Below are 21,878 nucleotides of genomic sequence, written 5' to 3'. Positions count from 1 at the left end.
GCGGTGGGATGCACCATGGTTCGCCGCGTCATGACCGTGCGTGTCCGGCATGGATAATCACGGTTCCGCACCTCGTGCCCGCCGATGACCGACACACTCGACAATCCATTCTGGGCCGCGCTGGATTCGATCCACCGCGACATCGCCTTGCGTGCGGGCGAGGTAGCCCGGTATCCCGCCGACCACGCGCCGTTCCTCGGGGTCGCGTCCCCTGCGGTCCGCGTCGGCGATGCCTTCGAACGCCTGGTCGCGCCGGGCGAATCGGTCTATCTGCTCGGCGTTGCGCCCACGATGCCGGCGGGCTGGGCGCTGCAGGCGTTCCGGCCCCTGGCGCAGATGGTCTGCGATGCGCCGCTGGCGTCCGTGGACGGGCCGGAGATCGTGCCGTTGGGCGAAGCCCAGCGGGCCGAGGTACTGGCGTTGACGGCCCTGGTGTATCCGCACTACTTCAGGCCGTGCACGATGAACATGGGACGTTACTTCGGCATCTACGAACAGGGCCGGCTGGCCGCGATGATCGGGGAACGGCTGGGCAGCGACGCCACCCGCGAGATGAGCGCGATCTGCACGCACCCGGATTTCAATGGCCGTGGCTACGCGCGTCGCCTGACCGTGTGGCTGACCAACGACACGCTCGCGCGTGGCGTGCAGCCGTTCCTGCATGTCAGCCATGAAAATCCGCGGGCCAAGCAGTTGTACGAGCAGCTTGGCTATCGCGTGCGACGCGACATCGGCTTCTGGTCGTTGCGGCGCGCGTGAGGAGGGATGCGCAGCGGGCGCTAGGGTGCGCCCGCCTGCTGCAGCATGCGGCGCATGCCGCCGAAGCGCCGGCGGTACTGCGCGGGCGACAGGCCGACCTTGCGCCGGAACAGGCGGCTGAAGTAGGCCGCGTCCTCGTAGCCCACGGCCTGCGCAATGGCTTCGACGGCGTCGTCACCGGTTTCCAGCTGCTGCTTGGCTTCTTCCAGCCGCAGCGTGTGCACATATTCGAGCGGTGACAGGCCCGTCGCCTGCTGGAACCGGCGCGCGAACGTGCGCTCGGCCAGGCCGCTGGCCTGCAACATGCCCGCGACGGGCGCCGACGTGTCGTAGTGCTGCGCGATCCACACCTGCGACCGGGTGACCGCGGTGTCCGAATTGGTGCGCGTACGCGCCAGGTTGGCGAAGGGCTGCTGGCCGGTCTGGTGCCAGTCGATCAGGAACACGCGCGCCGTCTGCATGGCGCATTCGATGCCGGCCACGCGTGCGATCAGGTACAGCGACAGGTCCTGCCAGCTGGAACCCCCGCCCCCCATCACCAGGCGCTGGTCCGGGCCGGCGGTGACGACCACGCGTTGCGGATGGACCTTCACGCGGGGGTGCCGCTCGGCCATCGCGTCGCAGTACGCCCAATGCGTGGTCGCATCGCTGCCGTCGAGCAGGCCGGTTTCCGCCAGCAGCATCGCGCCGGTGCAGGCGGCGGCAATCACGCTGCCGCGGGCATGGCAGTCCCGCAGCCAGTGAGCTTCCTCTTCGTAGCCGTGCAGGGCGATGTCGCCCGGATAGATGGCCAGGTCGGGGATGCAGATGAAATCCGGGGCGGGCAGGTCGCGCATCGCGACTTCCGGGGTCACCACGATGCCGTTGATGACCGGCATGGGCGTGGTGTCGCGGGCCACCACGATGGGACGGAACACCGAAGCACCCGGTGGCTCCCCGATCATCGCCGGCCAGTCGCGACCAGCGGAATTGAACAGGTCGTACATGCCGTACAGCACCGACGCGGCGGCACCGTGGGTGGCGAGCAGGGCGATGGTGGGGGGATCGCGGCGCGGCATGACGGAAATGTCAGGTTGGCGGCGGAAATGGCTGCGGTGCCAGGGCGTGGCGGCCCGTATCGTGCCGCCTCCCCGTAGTAGAACAGAGCTGCTGCCGTCATGCCATCGCCCCTCGAACTCCTGCTTCATCCCCTGTCGTTCGCCTTCTTCGGCATGTATGCCGTGCTGATGCTGTGGGAGGCGATCGCCCCCGCGCGCGTACTCCCGCGCGTCGCGCGCTGGCGCACGCGGGGCCTGCTGGCGGCGGTGTTCTACTTCCTGCTGTCATCCTATCTGCCGATGCTGTGGACGCAGTACCTGCTGCCCCTGCAGCTGGTCGACCTGAGCCATCTCGCGTGGCCGGTCGGTGGACTGCTCGGCCTGCTGGTGTACCAGGCGCTCGCGTACGCGTGGCACCGTGCATTGCATGCCAACGACGTGCTGTGGCGCTTCGGCCACCAGCTGCATCACAGTGCGGAGCGGCTGGATACGTTCAGCACGTTCTGGTTCAGTCCGCTCGATACGCTGGGCTGGACCGCCGTCGGCAGTCTCGCGCTGACGCTGGTCGTCGGGCTGAGTGCGGAGGCGACCACGTTTGCACTGCTGGCGGCCACGCTGCTGGCGATGCTGACCCATGCCAACGTACGCACGCCGCGCTGGCTGGGCTGGTTCGTCGAGCGCCCCGAGATGCACTCCTGGCATCACGCGCGCGGCCTGCACCGGCAGAACTATTCCGAATTGCCGGTGTTCGATCTGCTGTTCGGCACCTTCCACAATCCGCGCGGCTTCGCCCCGCAGACGGGTTTCCACGAAGGCGGTTCCTCGCGGGTCATCGAGATGATGATGGGGCGCGACGTGGCACGCGATCCAGTTTCGTGAAGCGTCCTTGACGCGCCTGCGGGCGCCGACAGGTATGGTCGGGCACTCCCTTCGACGGAGTGCCCGGCATGATCGAGATCCTGAGCAGCCCACCGCACGTGGCTGCCTACCGCTTCAGCGACCAATTGACCGGCGAGGACTATGACGCCTGCATCGCCGATATCGAAATGCGCCTGGCGCAGTTTCCGCGCATCGCCGTACTCGGCGACATCAGCGACCTGCACGGACTGTCGGTGGACGTGATCGGCAAGGATCTGCGCTACGCGTTGGCGAAGCGCGGGGAGTACGCGCGCTTCGCGCGGGCGGCGGTAGTGACGGACAAGCGGTGGCTGGTGGCGGTGACCGGCGTGGTCGATCACCTGATGCCGCAGACCGAGATGCGGACGTTCGCGCCGGAGGAGCGGATGATTGCACTGGCCTGGGCGGCGGAACTGGACCCTTCGCTGGTCTGATGAACCGGGTTACGGGAACAGCGCGCCACCGATCAGCGCCAAGGTCATCCCCAGGCCCATGAAGGCTAGGCGATGCATCAGCGGGAAGGTGGCAGGGGTGGCCGAACGGTGCATGGTGCTATCCAAACTCAACGGGCGCGAACGCGCCGTGAAACCCCTGTGCCTCATCCAACGCCACTACCGGTGGCCACCGGCCAGCGGGCTTCACGCAGGCAGCGCGCATCCCTCCGGACCGCAGCTTTCACCCGCCACCGTCCGGGACTGCTCTCCATCGGCACGTGGGCCCGCCTGCGCCTCATGCACCAGCGCCGCGATCTGCGCGCCCAGCACCAGGTCGCTGACCTGGCCGAAATGCTGGTGGCGGATGCGTCCCTGCGCGTCGATGAGGGTGAGCGTGGGCGTGCCGCGCATCGCGTAGGCCTGCATCGTCTGGGGGATCGGTCCGTGCGTGCCGGGGCGGTCCACGCCGACCGGGAAACCGATGCGGTATTCGCGCAGGAAGGCCTGCAGCGACACCGGCGTCATCGCGTCATGGTGTTCGAACACGGTGTGCAGTCCGATCACGGCGACCTGGTCGTCGGGGAACGTGGCATGCACGCGCGCGGCCTGGGGCAGGCCGTGCGACACGCAGCCGGGGCAGAGCATCTGGAAGGCTTCCAGCACGACGACCTTGCCGCGCAGGGATTCCAGGGTGATGGCGTCGGATGTGTTGAACCAGCGGTCCACCTGCCAGGGTGGCGCCGGTCGGGTTTGCGTTGTCATGGGGGTGATCTCGTGATGCGCGGCGGCGAACGGTCCGGGAAGCGGACCGTCACCGCGTGGCGCGTACAGCGGTTTACTGGTTGGGTTTGCCGGGCAGGCTCAGGTTGCCCGAAGCGACCTTGAACACGTCCACCACGCACAGCAGCGGCGCATGCACGCTGGCATTGACGCGCAGGCCGGCGGTGACGCCGTCGAAGCTGCCCGCGGTGACCACGCCGATGTCGTCGAACGGCACCTTCACTTCCACCGTCTCGGCATTGAGCGTGGGGCTCCAGCCCGGGCTGTCGAGCAGGATCGGGAAACCCGGCCACGTCTTCGGCAGGCGTGGCTTGCTGCCTTCGGGAATGTCGACCACCGCGAGCGCGCCAGGGCCGCAGGCCTCGTTCGGTTTCAGCACGACCCAGTGGCTGTGCCAGAGGTTGCCGTCGTTGTCGAGCTTGCCGTCGCCGTTCTCGTCGTACAGCGGCGTGTCGTCGAAATCCGGATGCGCGGTGACCGCCATCGCCAGGATGCCGGCGCCTTTCTCGAAGCCGACTTCGTACGGATCGATCGTGGTCGGCCACACGTAGGAGAACACATCGCTGCCGGCCAGCTTGCCGGTGGCGGCGGGCGTGCTCTTGCCGGCCTTGCCGGACACGGCCATGTGGAAGGTGGCGATGTTCTTCTCGGTGGTGATCCTGGTGTGCACGATGTCGAAATCGGCGACCACCGCCTTGTCGGCGGCGGGCTTGATGCCGCCGGTGTGCGACGTGCCGTCATGGGCCTGCAGACCGCCGACGACCAGCGCGAGCGCGGTGGCCAGTGCGAAGCGTGTGGCGGATGTTTTTTTGCGGGATGTGTTCTGGCGCATAATCGAATTCCTCTTGCTTGCTCTTGCAGGGTGGGTGGGAGGTACCGGGCGGCGTCCGATTGCAGTCGGGCGCCGCCCATCTTGTTTCCGCCTACGGCGGAGTCGGTTGGCGGAAGCGGGCCACGCTTCCAAGCCGTTGTGCGTCATCGGCGGGCTGCTGTTCGGCGCAGTCCACGCGCAGTTCGGCATCGCCGAACGGTGTACCGAGGAAGGCGCAGACATGCGGTGCCCCGGGTTCGCCCGAGGCGAAGGGGCGGAAGAACTCGCAGCCCAGGCAGGTCCGCAGGCCGGTGGCCAACCCCTGTTCCTGCGCCTCGTTCACCAGCAACTGGGTAACGCGCAGCAGGGCGCCGAGGTCGGTTTCGCCCAGAGATTCGACCAACGAGCCCATGCCCTGGTCCGGGCGCTGCAACTGCGTGGCCATGCGCGAGCCGGAGGAGGTCAGCCTTACGCGCGCCGCGCGCGCATCGTCGGGGTCTGGCGTGCGACGGATCCACTGTTTGCCTTCCAGCGCCTTCAGCGAGTCGCTGAGGCTGGCCGGCGACACGCCCAGGCGCTCTGCGATCTGGCGGGCACGCAGGCCGTCCTGCACGCCCTGCAGCATGCGCAGCACTGCCGCCTGCGTCGGCGGCAGCGAAGGCGTGCCATCCTGGCGCCACGATTGCGCGCGCACCAAGTGGGCGAGCTGCTCCAGGCCCCGGGTGGCCTGCCTGCGCTGGAAGGGGGTATCGATCATGGCCAATAAGTTAGGAGTCCTAACTATATAAGTCAACGACCGTTCGTCGGCTTGGCGAGACAGGCCCATCGCGTCACCAGCGCATCATCGGCAAGGGATCCAGCGGGTGCCGGCGCAACCGCTGCAGGGTGAGCATCGCCAGGCGCCGGTGGAAGCCCGCATTCGGGAAGGCGGCGATCACCTCGCGCACGGCATCGCGAGGAAGCCCGAAGCGGCGCGCGCCCCGGCTGACATCGATCCAGTCCGCACGTCGGAACACCTCCACGCTGGCCCGCGTGCCGGGTGGCAGCTCGCGGATCCGGTGGTGGGCATCGATCATCGCATCGACCTCGTCGCACCAGTCCGCGTGGCCGGTGGCATGCAGATGCGCGCGCGCCAGCTGGCGCGACGGTGGCAGGTAGTCGAACGTGCCGGCCGTCCAGATTCCAAGGTCGTGGAAGGCGACCGCGATGCTCAGCTTCTCGAGCGCGAGGGCATCGCCGGGTGCCAGCAGCCAGTAGAAGTTCGCCACCCGGTACGCGTGGTGGCGATAGGCGATGGCGTCGCCGCCCAGCGACGCCGCGTGCGCGGCGAGCAGGGCGTCCAGCGCCGGCAGCGCGATCAGCATGGCCGCCGCGCGTCCGCTGGCTCAGGTCGCAGGCTGTGCCAGGGTCGTGCGTCCGCGGCGCAGTGCGCGCACCTGCAGCACCATGCCGACGAGGAACACCAGGAAGGTGCCGCCCACCAGCTTCTGCAGCAGCGGGTCCTGTGGCCCGGAGACCAGCGGCGCGCCGATCGGCACGCGCGTGAGCGTTTCGGTGAAGCCGGGGATGAAGTGGAAGTACACCGTCAGGGTGAATCCCAGCGATGCGGCGACGTGCCGCCACGAGCCGGATACGGCGTTGCGCCCCAGCAGCACCGCAAACGCAAGCACGATCAATGTCAGCACGGTCAGTCCGTGCGCCTCGCTCAGCTTGCCGGTCCGCATCAGGAAGAAGCTGGTGATGCAGGTGGCGACGGTGAACCACGTGTACGTCTTGCCGAGCGGCGTCGCATAGCGGATGTCGTGATAGCGCAGCAGCGCGTACAGGCCGCCGAACAGCGAGACCAGGCTGATGGCGGTGTGGAACCAGCCGAAGGGCGTGATGTTGAGCATGGGGTGTTCCTCAGTGGGCAGGCGGTGGCGGATCGGGAAGATCGAACTGCACGAGGTTCCAGCGGGTGACGTCCTCCTCCCACTCATCCCCACGCGCGGCGGTGAGGGGCAGGGCCAGGTTGGCGACGATCATGCGGCGACCCTGCACGGCGGTCGCTGCGGGGAACAACAGGCCGCGCGGTGTGCCGTCGCCATCCACGCCCAGGAAGTCGCCGGCACGATGGCGCACGCGCCCCTGTTCGTCCAGTGCCACGATCGTGTCGATCTGGTTGGCGGCGACCCACAGCAATCCCCGGTGGAAGAGCAGGCCATCGGCGCCGTAAGTGCCGTCGGTCAGCACGTCGATCGCACCGTCCGGCATGCGCTTGCGCAGCACGCGCCCGTCGCCGGCGTTGTTGATGTAGAGCATCGATTCGTCGGCATTGAAGGCCAGTCCGTTCGCGCCGAACGGCAGTGCGCCCGTGGTCGCGAGCAATGGATCGCGCGCGAACACGTCGATGGTGCAGGGCCGGCATGTGGTCGCCTTCGCGATGCGGTAGATCGCACCCTGGAAGGAGTCGGAGACATACAGCGTGCCGGCGCGGTCGAACACCAGTCCGTTGATCGCCGGGAAACCCTGCGATCCATACGTGATCGTGTCCTGGCTGCCATCCGGATTGTCGACACGGCGTGCAGGCGGGGCTGTCGGCGACAGGGCCGTGAACGTTGCGACATCCTCCACCGTGCTGTCTGCATCGAACCGGGCCGGCAGCCGCTGGAGTTTCGATGCCCCGAAGTTGAGTACGTAGACGTGGCCGTCGCGATACGCCACGCCGGTAAGTGGGGTAGCCCCGAAGCGGCGTTGCGCCAGCAGGCGGCCGTCGGCGCCGAAACGCAGCACCTGGTTGTCGCGGTCGGTCTCGGGTGAACGGGCGTCGAAGGTGCCGACGTAGACCTCGCCGCTCGCAGGATCGACGTCCAGACTCTCCGGGTGCCGCGCATCGGGCGGCAACGTGGCGAACGCGGTCACCGGCAGGCGACCCACGTCCGCCGCATGGGAAGGCCCCGCTGCCGGGAGCATGGCAAGGCCGAAGGCGAGCAGGAGGCGACCGGGCATGCGCGGCTCCACGGACGGGTCAGTCCCCACGTTGGCATGCGCTTCCGGCGGGCGCTTGTACCGGCGTGCGGGCAGGGCCTGGAATGCAGAACGCCGGCGGGTGCCGGCGTTCCAGGTAGGACATGAAGCGACTTCAGCGGTTGTCGATGCTCCAGCTGCCGGCGCCGCGGGCCGCAAGCGTGATGAAACCACCCGCGATGGCGACGTTCTTCAGGAACATGATCTGCTGGATCTGGTCGCCCAGGTTGCTGTGGAACAGCACAGCGCTGGCGATGGAGAACACCGCAAGAATGCTGGCGACGATGCGGGTCTTGTAGCCGGCGATGATGGCCAGGCCGCCGAGCACTTCCAGCGCGATGACCAGCGGCAGCAGGGCGCCGGGGACGCCGACGGACTCCATGTAGCCGGCGGTACCGGCGTAGGCGGCCAGCTTGCCGAGGCCGGAGATGACGAACAGCGAGGCGAGCAGGCTGCGGCCGACAAGGTCGGCGGCGCCACGCAGGGCGGGAAGGCGGGTGGTGGTCGGGGTGGCGGTAACGGTGGACATGGTGGACTCCAGGAATGGGGTGGTGGGTGCAGCGGGTACGGAGCGCAGGTTAGGCCGTCGCCATGCATCCCGGAAGCCTATATATTTCGATGAAATCCATCGTTTGGAGCGATATATGCTCGATGCCGTCACCCTGGACCAGCTGCGCACCTTCATTGCCGCCGCCGAGCAGGGCAGCTTCTCCGCCGCAGGACGCAAGCTGCGGCGTGCGCAGTCGGTGGTCAGCCAGACGCTGGCGAACCTGGAGCTGCAACTGGGCGTCACGTTGTTCGACCGCCGTGCCCGCTACCCGCAACTCACCGACGCCGGCCGTGCGCTGCTGGTGGAAGCGCGCGCGGTGGCTGGGCACATGGACACCTTCAAGGCGCGTGCCCGCAGCATGGCCGAGGGACTGGAGCCGGAACTGTCGGTCGCGGTGGACGTCATGTTCCCGATGGACGCACTGACGCGCGCCGCCGCGCACAGCGGCATCGCGTTTCCGCACACGCCGTTGCGGCTCTACGTGGAAGTGCTGGGCGGCGTGATCCAGCCGGTGCTGGACGGCACTTGCCGCATCGGCGTGGTGGGCTCGTTGCCGGAACTGCCGGACGTGCTGGCAGTGGAGCCGCTGGTGTCGGTGCCCTTCGTCACCGTGGTCGCGCCCGCGCATGCAATGGCCGGCATCCGCGGCACCGTTCCGACGAAGACATTGGTGCAGCATGTGCAACTGGTGCTCACCGATCGCACACCGCTGACGGCAGGTCGCGATTTCGCGGTGCAGTCGCCGCTGACGTGGCGGCTTGCAGACCTTGGCGCCAAGCATGCCTTCCTGCGCGCCGGGCTGGGCTGGGGTCACATGCCGATGCACATCGTCGAAGAGGACCTCGCGGCGGGCCGCCTGAAACGCCTGCGCATCGCAGACGCGGATCCACGCTACGCGCAGATGCCGATGCGCGCGGTGTGGCGCAAGGACACGCCACCGGGCCCGGCGGGACGCGCGTTCATGGCGCAATTGCGCGAGGGCCAGGTCGGCGCTCCAGTCGTGTGAAACCGCTTCGACATCGCTGACGATACGTGGAGCGTGTCAACGCGGATGCGGGCCGCGCGTTGGAAGGAGTATCGCCCCACGGAACTCCGCGATGATCCGCCGCGAAACCATCAGCGCCGCCAACCGCTTCGGCCTGGGCGCGCGACCCGGCACGCTGGCGCAGGTCGACGACCCGCGAGGCTGGCTGCATGCCCAGCTCGAGGCGCCAGCCGTCGCGCCGCGCGCCGCATTGCCTACCAGCGTGGACTACCTTCGGCAGGAATACGACTACCTGCGTGCGCGGCGCGCGGCTCGCAATGGCGACCGCGATGCGGCGATGGGGTTCCGCGAACGTTTCGCCCGATCGCAGCTGGACGAACTCGGCTGGCGCTACCGACAGGCGGTCGCCACCGGACAGGACTTCGTCGAACGGCTGGTACGGTTCTGGTCGAACCACTTCGCCGTCTCCGCGGACAAGCGAACGGCGGCCCTGTATGCCGCGCCCATGGAGCGCGAAGCGATCCGCCCGCACGTGACCGGTACCTTCGCCGACCTGCTTGTCGCGGTGGAACAACACCCCGCGATGCTGCGTTACCTGGACAACGTGCGGTCGATGGGCGAACAGTCGCGCCTGGCGCAGCGCGCGCGTCGCCGCCGGGAAGACGGAGACGACGATGCGCCGCGCATAGGCCTCAACGAGAACCTCGCACGCGAGATCCTGGAACTGCACACGCTGGGCGTCGATGGCGGTTACGCCCAGGAGGACGTGCGCGAACTCGCGCGCGCGATCACCGGCTGGAGCGTGCCGTTGCCGCGCGACGCCGGGGCGGATGCCGCGACGGCGTTCCGGTTCCGCGCCAATGCGCACGAAGCGGGCACGCGCGACGTACTCGGGCGTCGCTATGCGGCGGAGGGCGAAGCCCAGGGCCGCGCCATCCTGCGCGACCTGGCGGTGCACCCCGCCACGGCGCGCCACGTCTGCGGCAAGCTTGCGCGGCATTTCGTCAGCGACGCACCGCCACGTACGCTGGTGGATCGCATGGCAGGGGCGTGGGAGCGCAGCGGCGGTGCGTTGCGCGCCGTGTACGCGGCGATGATCGACAGCCCCTACGCCTGGGCGCCCGACGCACGCAAGCTGAAGACACCGGATGACTTCGTCGTGTCGGCACTGCGCAGCACCGGCACGTTGCCGGGCGAGCAGCCGCGCGCGCTGGTCGGATTGCTGGGAAGGTTGGGGCAACCGCCGTTCACGCCGCGCTCGCCCGCCGGCTTCGCCGACGATGCGGCGGAATGGAGTGGCGCCGATGCGGTATGGAAGCGCATCCAGGCCGCGCAGACGCTGGCCGAAACCGCGACGGGCACCGGCCCGGATCCGCTGCGCGTCGCCGGAGACGTCTTCGGTCCGCAGCTGGGTGCGGATACCGCTTTGGCGTTGCGCCGCGCCGAATCGCCGCGCGAAGGGCTGGCGTTGCTGTTCGCCAGTCCCGCCTTCCAGTGGAGGAGCTGACAGTGAAACTGACCCGACGCCATTTCCTCGCGGCCGGCGGTGCCGCGACCACGCTCAGCCTGTGGCCGCGGCTGGCAGGCGCGGCCGATGCGCAGGACACGCGGTTGCTGGTCGTCCTGCTGCGGGGCGGGCTGGACGGCCTGCACGCGGTGATCCCCGTCGGCGACCCGCTGCTGGCGCGCATGCGCGGGGCGCTGATGGTGAAGGATGCGCGCCGGCTCGATGGCGACTTCGCGCTGCATCCGGCGCTGGCCTTCAGTCATGAACTCCACGCCCGTCGCGAATGGTTGCCGGTGCTCGCCGTGGCACCGCCGTATCGGCTGCGCTCGCACTTCGAGGCACAGGACAATCTGGAGAGCGGCACCGCCGCGGGCGGTGGAGCCTCGAACGGCTGGCTCAACCGCTGCGTCGCCGCGTTGCCGTCATCGCGTGCACTTGCGGTCGGCACGGTAATGCCGCTGATCCTGCGCGGGCCGGCCGACGCGACGACGTGGTCGCCGCCATTGCCTGAAGACGTCAATCCGATCCTGCTGCAGCGCTTGCAACCGCTCTACGCCGCCGATGCGCAGCTCGCGCAGCCGTTCGAACAGGCGGTCGCGGCGCAGGCCATGCAGGCTGGCGGCAACGTGGCGCGCCTGCCGCAGGCGATGGCGGCGGCGGCGCGCTTCATGGCCGCGCCCGATGGCCCGCGCATCGGCTTTGTCGAAAACACCGGTTGGGACACCCATGCGCAGCAGGGGCCGGTGCTGGCGCGCAAGCTGGCCGAACTGGACCTGGGCCTGCGCCAGTTCCATGACGGCATCGGCGCGCTCTGGGCGCGCACGGTGGTGATGGTGGTGACCGAGTTCGGGCGCACGGCCGCCGTCAACGGCACCGGCGGCACCGATCACGGCACCGGCACGCTGGCGATGCTGGCCGGCGGTGCGGTGGCGGGAGGGCGCATCGCAGGCGACTGGCCAGGCCTGGCGCCGGCACAGCTCAACGAGGGCCGCGACCTGCGTGCGACGACCGACCTGCGCAGCGTGTTCAAAGGCGTGATCGGTGACCACCTGGGCATCGCGACATCGGCACTGGAGGCCCGCGTCTTCCCGGACAGCCACGCTGCGACGGCCATGCGGGGCCTGCTGCGCGGATAAGGCGAAACGCGCCCGGCTATGTCTGTGCCTGGCGCAGCTCGCCGCGCGCCAATGCGGTGGCCTCTTCGACTTCCATCGGCCGGCCGAAGAAATACCCCTGCATCTCGTCGCAACGCATCTGCTGCAGTGCGTGCATCTGTTCGGCGGTCTCGACGCCTTCGGCGATGGTGCGCAGGCCCATCTCGTGGGCGAGCACGAGGATGGTGCGCGCGATGGCGCGGTCGGTGCTTTCCGCGGCGATGCCGTCGACGAAACTGCGGTCGATCTTGATGATGTCCAGCGGCAGCCGCTGCAGGTACGACATGCTGGAATAGCCGGTGCCGAAGTCATCCAGCGCGAGCTGCACGCCGAGCGCATGCAGGGACTGCAGCATCTGCTGCGCCGCGCCCATGTCTTCCACCAGCACGCTCTCGGTGAGTTCGAGCGTCAGTGCGTTGGCGGGCAGTGCGTGGCGCTGCAGGCAGTCGGCGATCCACGGTGCCAGCGTGGGCTGGCCCAGCTGGCTGGGCGACAGGTTCACCGCCATGCCCAGCGTGCGCAGGCCCATCGCACGCCAGCGCGACAGCTGCTGGCAGGCCTGTTCGAGCACGAAATGGCCGATGTCTTCCATCAACCCCGCGCTTTCCGCCAGCGGGATGAACACCGATGGCGGCACCTCGCCCCAAGCGGGATGCCGCCAGCGTGCGAGCGCCTCGAATCCGGTCAGCTGCAGCGTGTCGCCTGCCACCACGGGCTGGTACGCCAGCCGCAACTGGCCGCGGGCGACGGCTTCGCGCAGGGCGGTCACGCGGCTCAGGCGGTCGTTGGCTTCCTGCTGCGTGCTGGCGGAAGGCAGTCGCACCTGGTTGCGGCCTGCGCGCTTGGCGAGGTGCCGGGCATCGTCGGCGCTGCGCAGGAGGGTCTGCAGGTCAACGCCGTGTTCGGGCGAATGGGCCAGGCCGATGCTGGCCGTGACGGTGAAGGAGGGATGCGTGGAATACAGCGCGATCGGCTGCCCCACGGCGCGGCGGATGTCTTCGGCGATGCGGGTGAGCTGGTCGATGTCGATGTCGGCGAAATGCGCGAGGAAGCCCTCGCCACCGTAGCGGTACACGAAGCCCTGTTCGCCGCATGCCGCGGAAATGCGCTGGCCCATGCGGCGCAGCACTTCATCGCCGCCGTCGTGGCCGAACGAATCGTTGACCATGCCGAAGCCGTCCAGGTCCATGATCGCCAGGCCGTGGCCCGACATGGAGGGTGTTGCGATCCTCTCGGTGATGAGGTTGGCCTGGGCCGAGAAACGCGGCAGGCCGGTGGCGCTGTCCATCGCGGCGGCATCATTCAGCCGCCGCTGCGCATCCAGGCGGCGTTCGGTCTCCAGCAGCAGCGAACGCGCAGTCTCCGCCGCTTCCGACGAGCGCCGCCGCGAGAGTTCGAGCAGGAACAGCACGAACGCGATCAGCAGTCCGCTGCTCAGGCCGCCCACCACGAGGGCGCGCGGCAGCACGAACGAGCTGAGTGCTGGCGGGGACCACATTTCCAGTTGCACGTCATGGCCCGGCAGCGCGACCGTCTGCACCGACAGGGGCGATCCCACGGGCTGGCCTTGTTCCACCGTGGCCATGCCCTCGGCCGTGGCGCGCACGGGGCGGTCCGAGAGCACCGCCTTGCTCAGTGTCGTGACGAAGTCATCCAGCGCGACGAAGGCCTGCGTGCGCCGCCCCGCGACATCGACGGTCAGCCACCAACCGCCGGGGACCGATTGCAGGTGGCCTTCTTCCGCCACCGGCCCGGCGGGCGAGGGCGCCGCGGGGGCATCGAAGCCAGGCCGCACCCACCGCAGTTCGCTGCCGTCGTCGCCCACGCTGCGTACGACACGGAATGCGCCGTAGACGCGCACCATGTCCTCGACATGCTGGTCGAAGAGGACTTCGGCGGCGTCCGGCCGGGCCGCGGCCAGCGCGGCGGACAACTGGCGCAATGCACCGCGCCGCAGTTCCATGCCGCGCAGGAAGGTGGGCGTGGCGCTGGCGGTCTGGATTTCCATCACGCGGCGCGCCATCGCATCGCGATCGGCCGTCGCGGCGACCCAGTACATGCCGCCGAGGAGCAGCGCCGCCGCCATCGGCATGACGCCGAGCAGCCGATGGCGCAGCGAGTTTTCGCCCGCCACCGCCAGTGCCAGGCCCACCGCCACCAGTTGCGCCGATGCGGTCAGCGATACCTGGTAGATCGACAGGCCTTCACGGTGATAAGGCAACTGGATCAGCAGGCCCAGCGCCGCCATGCCGGCGACCGAGGCCATCGCGATGCCGAGACCGCGGGTGATGCCCCAGCGCAGGCTTTCCCAGCGCTCCAGTGCCTGCGGCAGCACGGCGACCGCCAGCCATGCGGTGAGCACGCCGTAGTCGGTATAGCCTCCGATCAGTGGTGTGGTGAGGCGAGGCAGCCAGCCGAGCCGATGCAGGAGGGCATTCGCCGGGGTGACGATGCCCCCGAGCGTCTGCAGCAGCGTGAGCAGCAACGGCACGGTGACCACGGCCAGCAAGATCCACGCCGGACGTTCCTGTTCGCGCTGGCGCAGCAGCAGGGCCAGCGCCACCAGCGCCACGCAAAGCGTGGAGATGGGCCGCATGGGCGGATAGGCCACGCCCATCTTGCCGACCAGGCTGCCGGGAACGTGCCAGCCGATCAGGGCGAGCGCCGCGAACGCCAGCACGAAGGCGACCAGTTCGGTACTTGCGTCGAGCGTGCGGCCCGAGCGCAGCGATGGCGTATAGACCAGCAGGAACATCGCCAGCGCCGACAGCGCGACCGACCAGCCGATCTCGGCCACGCCGCCGGGCTGCAGCGCACCCAGCACCGGCTGCACGGCGAGCAGCAGCAGCGCCGCGGCGAATACGCGCATGACGAACTCGGGCCAGAAGCCGCGCCACAACCGCGTCCATACGATGATCGCGGTCGCGGCCAGGACCAGGCAGGTGCCGAGCGCATGGAAATGCCACAGGTGCAGCAGGAACAGCACCGCCAGCAGCCCGGCGACGGCCAGGCGCACCGGGCGCTGCTCGCTGCGCCAGGTGGCGATGGCCACCATCACGCCGATCACCGGCACGCTGTCGTCGACGAAGTGCACGCCGCCGATGTTCACCAGGGTGAAGGTGGCGGCCAACAGCCACGCGAACGCCGCCGCGAAGCGTTGCGCCCAGTGCACGGGCCGCCAAAGGTCCTGGTGTATCGCCAATGCTGTCCCCTGGGGGCCGACACCCCGTCGCACTGTGATACCCAAATCGCCGCCTACCCGCAAGCACGGAGGGTGCAATGGGTGATCCGGCCCGGCAGATCGGCTGCCGGTGCGCGGCCCGCGCTGTGCGGACCGCGCAGGCCTTGCCCGGGCCGTCAGGCCTTGGCGAACGCCAGCATGTCGGCGTTGAGCTTGTCCTTGTGTGTATCGGTGATGCCGTGCGGGGCGCCGGCGTAGACGATCAACTGGCTGCCCTTCACCAACTTGGCCGACGCGCGCGCGGCGGCATCGATCGGGACAATCTGGTCATCGTCGCCATGGATGATCACGGTCGGCACGTCGAACTTCTTCAGGTCCTCGGTGAAATCGGTTTCCGAGAACGCCTTGATGCTGTCGTACGTGTTCTTGTGCCCGCCCATCATGCCCTGCAGCCACCATGCGTCGATGACGCCCTGCGACGGCTTCGCGCCGGGGCGGTTGTAACCGAAGAACGGGCCCGAGGGGATGTCCTTGAACAGCTGCGAACGGTTGGCCAGCAGGCCAGCGCGGATGCCGTCGAACACGTCGATGGGCAGGCCGCCGGGATTGGCCTCGGTCTTCACCATCAGCGGCGGCACAGCGGATACCAGGCCGGCCTTCTTCACCCGCTTCGTGCCGTGGCGGCCGATGTAGCGCGCCACTTCGCCGCCGCCGGTGGAGAAGCCGAACATCGTGATGTCCTTCAGGTCCAGGTGTTCGATCAGCTGCGCCAGGTCGTCGGCGTAGTGGTCCATGTCGTTGCCGTCCCAGGGCTGGCTCGAACGTCCGTGGCCGCGCCGGTCGTGTGCGATCACGCGGAAGCCGTTGGCGGCCAGGTGGTAGGCCTGGGATTCCCAGCTGTCCGCGTTGAGTGGCCATCCGTGGCTGAGGGTCACCACAGGTCCGTCCTTCGGACCCCAGTCCTTGAAGTAGATCTGCACGTCGTCTTTGGTGGTGAACAGGCCCATGGTGGTTCTCTCGATGGCGGGGGGAGGGGAAGGCAGCGCGGATGTCGCGGAAGTAGCCGCCGGCGGGCGGCTGCACGCCGCCAGGGGCAGCAGCGCGGCGGCGGTGACGGCGGCGCCCGCCAGCATCACGTGCCGGCGTTGCAGGTCTATGTCATGCGGGGAGGGTGGCAGGGCCATGCTTCCGGTCCGGTGAAGGCGACCCGGGGTCGCGGTGCGGTGGGGCCTCCACCTTCCCATCGGGGGCGGCGTGCCGATTGCACCCGCGTGCGCAGATGGCACCGCCGTGGCGCAGCGGCGTGCTCGCCGTCAGCCTGCGAAGGTTTCGCCGATCCGTCCGGCACCATCGCGCTACAACAAGCGCCTGGGCCAGCGCCGCGTGCAAGCCGTGAACTACGGCGAAGACTGCAGCCGCCAGGTGCGCGCAGGCGTGCGCGGGGCTGCGCTAGAGTGGGCGGACCTTGCACGAGGCCGTCCACCATGCCGATCGAACTGAAGATGCTCGCCTGGTCCATCGCACTGGGAGTGGCGCATGTGCTGCTGGGGGCCGCGCTGACCACCCGGCAACGTGGGCTGAAGTGGAATGTCGGTGCGCGCGATGCCGTGCTGCCGCCGCTGGAGGGCGCCGCGGCACGGATGGATCGTGCATTGCGCAACTTCCTGGAGACCTTCCCGTTCTTCGCTGCCGCCACGCTGGCGGTGGTGGCGCTCGATCGTGGCGACGCCGGCACCGCGCTTGGCGCGCAGTGCTATTTCTGGGCGCGTCTTGCTTACGTGCCGCTGTACGCGGCGGGCGTGCCGTACCTCCGTACCATCGTCTGGACCGTCTCGCTGTGGGGCCTGCTGCAGGTACTCTGGGCGTTGCTGTGACGTCGCCACGGACGGTGGGTTCATCGCACGGTGGGCCCGCGCCGCGGGTTTGACACTAGACTAGGCCGACCCTCACCCATGCCCGTGCCTTCGTGCGCAGGCGTCGCGCCCTGATCGACCGGATGTTGTCCCGCACCCTGCACCTTCCCCTGTCCCTGCTGCTCGCCGCCAGCCTCGTGCTGGCCGGCTGTGGTGCGCGCGAGGCGGACGGCGATGCGCCCGATGCGATGGCCCAGGCGCCGGCCACCGACGCCGCACCGCCAGCGGAAACAACCTCGCAGCAGGCTGAACGTGGCGACGGTGCGGTGTCCACCGGACCGATGTCGCCTGCGCGTGGCGCGCCTGCCGAGAGTGGCTCCCGCGAGGGCCTGCCTACCGATTGGCCGCTGGCGAAAGTCGAGTCGGGCAAGGCCTGGGTCAGTTGCCGCGCCGACTACAACACCGAGCAGGGCGATGGCGAGCCGCTGGAATCGCTGGCGTTCTTCAGCGTGGTCGATGCGCTGTCGGCATGCCAGAAGGGCGGCGTGCTGCGCCTGCGTTACCAGGGCAAGATCGCGGCGGACTTCACCGATCTGGTCTCGCGGGTGGCCGACATCGCCGAGCGCATGGCCATCCACAAGCGCATCCTCGATCTGGACTCGGCCGGCGGGCAGGTGGAGGACGCTATCAAGGCGGGCGATGCGATCGGCGGCGGCGGCTGGACGATCTGGGTGCGCGAAGGCTCGGTCTGCCACAGTGCCTGCGTGTTCGTGCTCGGTGCCGGCGACAACCGGATGATCTCCGGCAAGGTCGGCGTGCACCGGATCATCCGCATGAGTTCCACGGCGACCACGCGCAGCGAACTGAACGAGGAACTGCGCGGCGTCTACGACCGGGTGAAGGACTATCTGTCGCGCAACGGCGTGGCGGTCGCGGTCGCCGACCTGATGATGACGGTGCCCAACCGCAGGTTGCGCCTGCTCAGCAAGGACGAGCTCCAGGAATACGGCCTGGATGGCACCAATGCCGCCCAGGACGACCTCGACCGCCTGCAGCTGATGCGCCGCTGCGGCGAGGATTTCGTGTTGCGCCGCGACGCCTTCCTGCGCAGCTTCGACAGCGAGTGCAAAGCGGCGGGGAAGGACCTGGACCAGATGCAGGCGTGCGGTCTCACCCTGCGCGAGCGTTTCGAGTTTCCCGATGCGAAATGCCCGGCCGACAGTCCGTTGTCGGAGTTCGACCGCATGGCCGACGCGGAAGAAGCGCTGGAACCCGGCGACGCATCGGGCACCGCGCCCTGACCCGCTCGCGTTGAGGCTCAGCCGGGACCGGCGACCACGCGGATCTCCGCATCGCCGACGCGGACGACCTGGCCGGCGCGGATCTTGGCGGTCTTGCGCGATTCCACCACGCCATCCACGGCGACCTCGCCCGCCGCCACGATGGCCTTGCCCTGGCCGCCGCTGTCGGCAATGCCGACCAGCTTGAGCAGTTGGTTGAGTTCCACGTGGTCGCGGTCAAGTTCGAAATCGATGCGTTGCATGCGCGCAGTGTAAGCCACGCGGGTGACGGCTCACTCCTGCTCGAAGCGCGCGATCTCGTCGAACTGGGCGCGTGCGCGGCGCAGGCTGGCGCCACTGATGCTGTCTTCCATCGCCTTCGCCAGGCGCGGCCGCGCCGGGTTGCGCGACCAGCGATGGAACCAGGCCGTGGCCAGCAAGCCCGCCGCGCCGACCAGCAGGCCGATCCACACCATGCCGGGTGCGCGGGCGTACAGGTCGGTACCCCCGAGTCCGGCCAGCACCATCAGCACCGGCACCCACAGGAACCACCACGGCAAGCCCGCCAGCATTCCGTTGACGATGTAGGTGCGCCGCAGCGTGGCCAGCCGCTTCTGGATGTCGACGATGGGCTGGGCGTAATCGATCTGCCCGATGCGGTGCAGCGTCTGGCCGGCCATCGCGATGGTCGCGATGCCATAGAGCTGCACGACGATGCCGGCCACGACGGTCGTCCATGGCAGGCCGTCGCCGGATTGCCCGCCTCGGATCCACAACAGCGCCGCCAGCAGGATGAAGGGGATGCCGAACAGCGTCTGCGCCACCTGGCCCCAGAACAGCGGGCGCAGGCTCGACAGCGCCTTCTGCTTGCGTTGCTCCAGCAGCACGTGGGCCTGCAGGGCATCGTGCCGTTCCAGGCGGCGCGACAGCGTCTGCCATGCCAGTTTCAGTTCATCGGTTTCCATGGCGATAGTTCCGTAAGAAGAAGTCATCGGGTCAGAGTTCCTGGCGCAGCCGCTGTTTCAGCCGGCTGATCTTGGTGGCGACATTGGTTTCGCTCAGGCCCAGCACGTCGGCCATCTCGCGGTAGCTGTGCTCTTCCAGGTAGAGCAGCAACAGGGCGCGGTCGAGCGGCGGCTGTGCCTGGATGAAGCGGTACAGCAGGTCGACCTGCTGGCGCCCTTCGTGGTCATGTGCATGCGGGTCGGCGAGGTCGTGATGGTCTTCGGTCCACGCCTCGGACGACGGTCCGCGCGTACGGCTCCGGACGTGCGAGATCGCCACGTTCAGCGCGATGCGGTACATCCAGGTGGCGAACGGGCGCGCGTGGTCGTAGTCGGGCCAGGCCTTCCAGAGCTGCGTGGCGATGTCCTGCATCAGGTCGTCGCGGTCGTCGCGGTGCCAGGCGTAGGTGCCGGCGACCTTGGCAATGATGCCGCGGTGGGCCTGCAGCAGCGCCGGGAAGCCCTCGCGGGCGTCCATGGGGCTGTGGGCATTCATGGCGGTGGTCGAATCCATTCCGGCATCGGCTCGATTGTGCGGTGTGCAGGGTGATTCGCCGACGGGCCCGGAAAATCACGCGGCCGCATCGCCGGCGCCGGGTCAGCGGGTGCTGCAGCGCGACAGGAGCCCCCCGAAAGCGCACAATACGCGGCTCGGCGTGCGGCTCCGCGACGCCCCGGAGTATCCGCATGTCCCAAGAATCCCCTTCGCCCGCCCCCCTCCTTTTCGCCGATCTCGGCCTGCCGGCACCGGTCATGGCCGCCGTCACCGAGGTGGGGTACGAAACCCCGTCCCCGATCCAGGCGGCCACCATCCCCGCCATGCTGGCCGGGCGTGACGTGCTGGGCACGGCGCAGACGGGTACCGGCAAGACTGCGGCGTTCGCGCTGCCGGTGCTGGCCAACATCAACCTGAATGCCGGGAGCCCGCAGGCGCTGGTGCTGGCGCCCACGCGCGAGCTGGCCATCCAGGTGGCCGAGGCGTTCCAGAAGTACGCCGGCAAGATTCCCGGCTTCCACGTGCTGCCGATCTACGGCGGCCAGAGCTACTACCCGCAGCTGCAGGCGCTGAAGCGCGGCGTGCACGTCGTGGTCGGTACGCCCGGCCGGGTGATCGATCACCTCGAGCGCGGCTCGCTGGACCTGTCCGGGCTGACCACGCTGGTGCTGGACGAAGCCGATGAAATGCTGCGCATGGGTTTCATCGACGATGTCGAGACGGTGCTGAAGAAGACCCCGGAAACACGCCAGGTGGCGCTGTTCTCCGCGACCATGCCGCCGGCGATCCGGCGCATCGCCCAGACCTACCTGAAGGATCCGGTCGAGGTGAACATCGCCTCCAAGACCACCACCTCGGCCAACATCCGCCAGCGCTACTGGTGGGTCAGCGGCATGCACAAGCTGGACGCGCTGACCCGGATCCTGGAAGTGGAGCCGTTCGACGGCATGATCGTGTTCGCCCGCACCAAGGCGGCCACCGAAGAGCTGGCCGACAAGCTGCAGGCGCGCGGCCTGGCCGCCGCCGCGATCAACGGCGACATGCAGCAGGCGGCGCGCGAGAAGACCATCCAGCAGCTCAAGGACGGCAAGCTGGACATCCTCGTCGCCACCGACGTGGCCGCGCGCGGCCTGGACGTGGAACGCATCAGCCACGTGCTGAACTACGACATCCCGTACGACACCGAAAGCTACGTGCATCGCATCGGCCGCACCGGCCGCGCCGGTCGCACCGGCGATGCGATCCTGTTCGTCACCCCGCGCGAGAAGGGCATGCTGCGCTCGATCGAGCGCGCCACCCGCCAGCCGATCGAAGAGATGCAGCTGCCCAGCGTGGAAGCGGTGAACGACCGCCGCGTGGAGAGGTTCCTGGCCCGCATCACCGACATGCTGGCATCCGGCAAGGCCGGCGAATTCCGTGCGCTGATCGAGCGCTACGAACGCGAACAGAACGTGCCCGCGGTCGACATCGCCGCCGCGCTGGCGCAACTGGTGCAGGGCGACACGCCGCTGCTGCTGTCGCAGGAGCGCACCCCGCGCGAACAGCGCCCGGTGCGCAGCGAGACCTACGGCAACGCGCCGCGCCGCGAGCGCGACGAGCGTCCGCGCCGCCACGAGGACGGTCCGGGCGAGCGCCCGGCGCGCAGCTTCGACAAGCCCGAGCGCTCGCGCATCGAGCGTCCCGACACCGACCGTCCGCGCGCCGACAAGCCGCGTGGTGCGCCGGAAGTGGGCATGGAGACCTACCGCATCGAGGTGGGCCACGCCCATGGCGTGAAGCCGGCGAACATCGTCGGCGCGATCGCCAACGAGGCCGGGCTGGAGAGCCGCTACATCGGCCGCATCGACATCCAGCACGACCACACCACACTGGACCTGCCCGAAGGCATGCCGCGCGAACTGCTGATGCACCTCAAGAAGGTCTGGGTGTCCGGCCAGCAACTGCGCATCCACAAGCAGGGCGAGGATGCCGGCAGCGCGCCGCCACGCCGGTTCGCGGGCGCAGGCGCAGGCAAGGGCGCAGGCAAGGGCAAGCCACGCGGCGACAAGCCGTTCGGCGCAGGCAAGCCGGCCGGCAAGCCGCACCGCAAGGGGCCGCCGCGCGAGTGACGGCTCTGCCGGTGCCCCCGGCACTGCGAGTGGCAC

Annotated in this window: 22 protein-coding genes; 9 read left to right on the top strand and 13 right to left on the bottom strand. The window is 69.0% G+C overall.

Features of this window, described 5'->3' with window-relative positions:
- Positions 1-84 precede the first annotated feature (84 nt).
- Complete coding sequence (locus ACIPRS_RS11985) at positions 85-759, top strand: GNAT family N-acetyltransferase (RefSeq protein ID WP_446538705.1); 675 nt, start codon at positions 85-87, stop codon at positions 757-759.
- 20 nt (positions 760-779) lie between these two features.
- Here the strand turns inward: ACIPRS_RS11985 and ACIPRS_RS11980 are convergent, their stop codons facing one another.
- Positions 780-1,817, bottom strand: a complete 1,038-nt coding sequence (locus tag ACIPRS_RS11980; protein ID WP_337731191.1) for a GlxA family transcriptional regulator — start codon at positions 1,815-1,817, stop codon at positions 780-782.
- Between the two features lie 99 nt (positions 1,818-1,916).
- Between ACIPRS_RS11980 and ACIPRS_RS11975 the strand changes: the two genes are divergently transcribed.
- On the top strand, positions 1,917-2,675 hold the full coding sequence (locus ACIPRS_RS11975; RefSeq protein WP_446538704.1) for a sterol desaturase family protein: 759 nt from the start codon (positions 1,917-1,919) through the stop codon (positions 2,673-2,675).
- 68 nt (positions 2,676-2,743) lie between these two features.
- The gene (locus ACIPRS_RS11970; RefSeq protein ID WP_337731189.1) at positions 2,744-3,127 is read left to right on the top strand and encodes an STAS/SEC14 domain-containing protein; all 384 of its coding nucleotides are present in this window, start codon (positions 2,744-2,746) and stop codon (positions 3,125-3,127) included.
- A 204-nt stretch (positions 3,128-3,331) separates the two neighbouring features.
- On the opposite strand, the gene ACIPRS_RS11965 is transcribed toward ACIPRS_RS11970, so the two are convergent.
- From ACIPRS_RS11965 to ACIPRS_RS11935, 7 genes are all read right to left on the bottom strand, one after another.
- Complete coding sequence (locus ACIPRS_RS11965; RefSeq protein ID WP_446538703.1) at positions 3,332-3,889, bottom strand: redoxin domain-containing protein; 558 nt, start codon at positions 3,887-3,889, stop codon at positions 3,332-3,334.
- A 73-nt stretch (positions 3,890-3,962) separates the two neighbouring features.
- Positions 3,963-4,739: a hypothetical protein gene (locus ACIPRS_RS11960; protein ID WP_337731187.1), complete on the bottom strand. Its 777-nt coding sequence runs from the start codon at positions 4,737-4,739 to the stop codon at positions 3,963-3,965.
- Positions 4,740-4,830: 91 nt separating this feature from the next.
- On the bottom strand, positions 4,831-5,475 hold the full coding sequence (locus ACIPRS_RS11955) for a MarR family winged helix-turn-helix transcriptional regulator (protein ID WP_337731186.1): 645 nt from the start codon (positions 5,473-5,475) through the stop codon (positions 4,831-4,833).
- Positions 5,476-5,548: 73 nt separating this feature from the next.
- Entirely contained in the window at positions 5,549-6,082 is a 534-nt protein-coding gene (locus tag ACIPRS_RS11950) for a hypothetical protein (protein WP_337731185.1), read from the bottom strand.
- Between the two features lie 21 nt (positions 6,083-6,103).
- Positions 6,104-6,610: a hypothetical protein gene (locus ACIPRS_RS11945; protein ID WP_337731184.1), complete on the bottom strand. Its 507-nt coding sequence runs from the start codon at positions 6,608-6,610 to the stop codon at positions 6,104-6,106.
- Between the two features lie 10 nt (positions 6,611-6,620).
- Positions 6,621-7,706 (bottom strand): SMP-30/gluconolactonase/LRE family protein, encoded by a 1,086-nt coding sequence (locus tag ACIPRS_RS11940; protein ID WP_337731183.1) that lies wholly within the window; start codon positions 7,704-7,706, stop codon positions 6,621-6,623.
- Positions 7,707-7,839: 133 nt separating this feature from the next.
- On the bottom strand, positions 7,840-8,253 hold the full coding sequence (locus tag ACIPRS_RS11935; RefSeq protein ID WP_337731182.1) for a DoxX family protein: 414 nt from the start codon (positions 8,251-8,253) through the stop codon (positions 7,840-7,842).
- Between the two features lie 115 nt (positions 8,254-8,368).
- Here ACIPRS_RS11935 and ACIPRS_RS11930 point away from each other — a divergent pair, with 115 nt between their 5' ends.
- The 3 genes from ACIPRS_RS11930 (at position 8,369) to ACIPRS_RS11920 (ending at position 11,902) form a co-directional block, all read left to right on the top strand.
- A complete protein-coding gene (locus ACIPRS_RS11930; protein WP_446538702.1) occupies positions 8,369-9,280 on the top strand; it encodes a LysR family transcriptional regulator in 912 nt (303 codons plus the stop codon).
- A 91-nt stretch (positions 9,281-9,371) separates the two neighbouring features.
- Positions 9,372-10,766: a DUF1800 domain-containing protein gene (locus ACIPRS_RS11925; protein ID WP_446538701.1), complete on the top strand. Its 1,395-nt coding sequence runs from the start codon at positions 9,372-9,374 to the stop codon at positions 10,764-10,766.
- 2 nt (positions 10,767-10,768) lie between these two features.
- Positions 10,769-11,902 (top strand): DUF1501 domain-containing protein, encoded by a 1,134-nt coding sequence (locus ACIPRS_RS11920; RefSeq protein ID WP_446538700.1) that lies wholly within the window; start codon positions 10,769-10,771, stop codon positions 11,900-11,902.
- A gap of 16 nt (positions 11,903-11,918) precedes the next feature.
- On the opposite strand, the gene ACIPRS_RS11915 is transcribed toward ACIPRS_RS11920, so the two are convergent.
- Both ACIPRS_RS11915 and ACIPRS_RS11910 read right to left on the bottom strand, forming a co-directional pair.
- On the bottom strand, positions 11,919-15,092 hold the full coding sequence (locus ACIPRS_RS11915; RefSeq protein WP_446538699.1) for a putative bifunctional diguanylate cyclase/phosphodiesterase: 3,174 nt from the start codon (positions 15,090-15,092) through the stop codon (positions 11,919-11,921).
- A 185-nt stretch (positions 15,093-15,277) separates the two neighbouring features.
- The gene (locus ACIPRS_RS11910) at positions 15,278-16,234 is read right to left on the bottom strand and encodes an alpha/beta fold hydrolase (protein ID WP_446538797.1); all 957 of its coding nucleotides are present in this window, start codon (positions 16,232-16,234) and stop codon (positions 15,278-15,280) included.
- 351 nt (positions 16,235-16,585) lie between these two features.
- On the opposite strand from ACIPRS_RS11910, the gene ACIPRS_RS11905 reads away from it, so the two are divergent.
- Both ACIPRS_RS11905 and ACIPRS_RS11900 read left to right on the top strand, forming a co-directional pair.
- Entirely contained in the window at positions 16,586-16,975 is a 390-nt protein-coding gene (locus tag ACIPRS_RS11905; protein ID WP_446538698.1) for an MAPEG family protein, read from the top strand.
- 122 nt (positions 16,976-17,097) lie between these two features.
- Complete coding sequence (locus ACIPRS_RS11900; protein WP_446538697.1) at positions 17,098-18,255, top strand: hypothetical protein; 1,158 nt, start codon at positions 17,098-17,100, stop codon at positions 18,253-18,255.
- 17 nt (positions 18,256-18,272) lie between these two features.
- Here ACIPRS_RS11900 and ACIPRS_RS11895 read toward each other — a convergent pair whose 3' ends face one another.
- Genes ACIPRS_RS11895 through ACIPRS_RS11885 form a run of 3 tightly spaced genes read right to left on the bottom strand, consistent with a single transcriptional unit; the run spans position 18,273 to position 19,716 of the window.
- Complete coding sequence (locus tag ACIPRS_RS11895) at positions 18,273-18,497, bottom strand: RNA-binding S4 domain-containing protein (RefSeq protein WP_337731176.1); 225 nt, start codon at positions 18,495-18,497, stop codon at positions 18,273-18,275.
- A 30-nt stretch (positions 18,498-18,527) separates the two neighbouring features.
- A complete protein-coding gene (locus tag ACIPRS_RS11890; protein ID WP_446538696.1) occupies positions 18,528-19,199 on the bottom strand; it encodes a serine/threonine protein kinase in 672 nt (223 codons plus the stop codon).
- Positions 19,200-19,230: 31 nt separating this feature from the next.
- Positions 19,231-19,716, bottom strand: coding sequence for an RNA polymerase sigma factor (locus ACIPRS_RS11885; RefSeq protein ID WP_337731902.1), 486 nt, complete (start codon positions 19,714-19,716; stop codon positions 19,231-19,233).
- Between the two features lie 209 nt (positions 19,717-19,925).
- Here ACIPRS_RS11885 and ACIPRS_RS11880 point away from each other — a divergent pair, with 209 nt between their 5' ends.
- A complete protein-coding gene (locus tag ACIPRS_RS11880) occupies positions 19,926-21,842 on the top strand; it encodes a DEAD/DEAH box helicase (RefSeq protein ID WP_446538695.1) in 1,917 nt (638 codons plus the stop codon).
- Positions 21,843-21,878 lie beyond the last annotated feature (36 nt).

This window comes from Pseudoxanthomonas sp. LARHCG66 (assembly GCF_052871755.1).
This window is presented reverse-complemented; position numbering and strand designations above follow the sequence as displayed.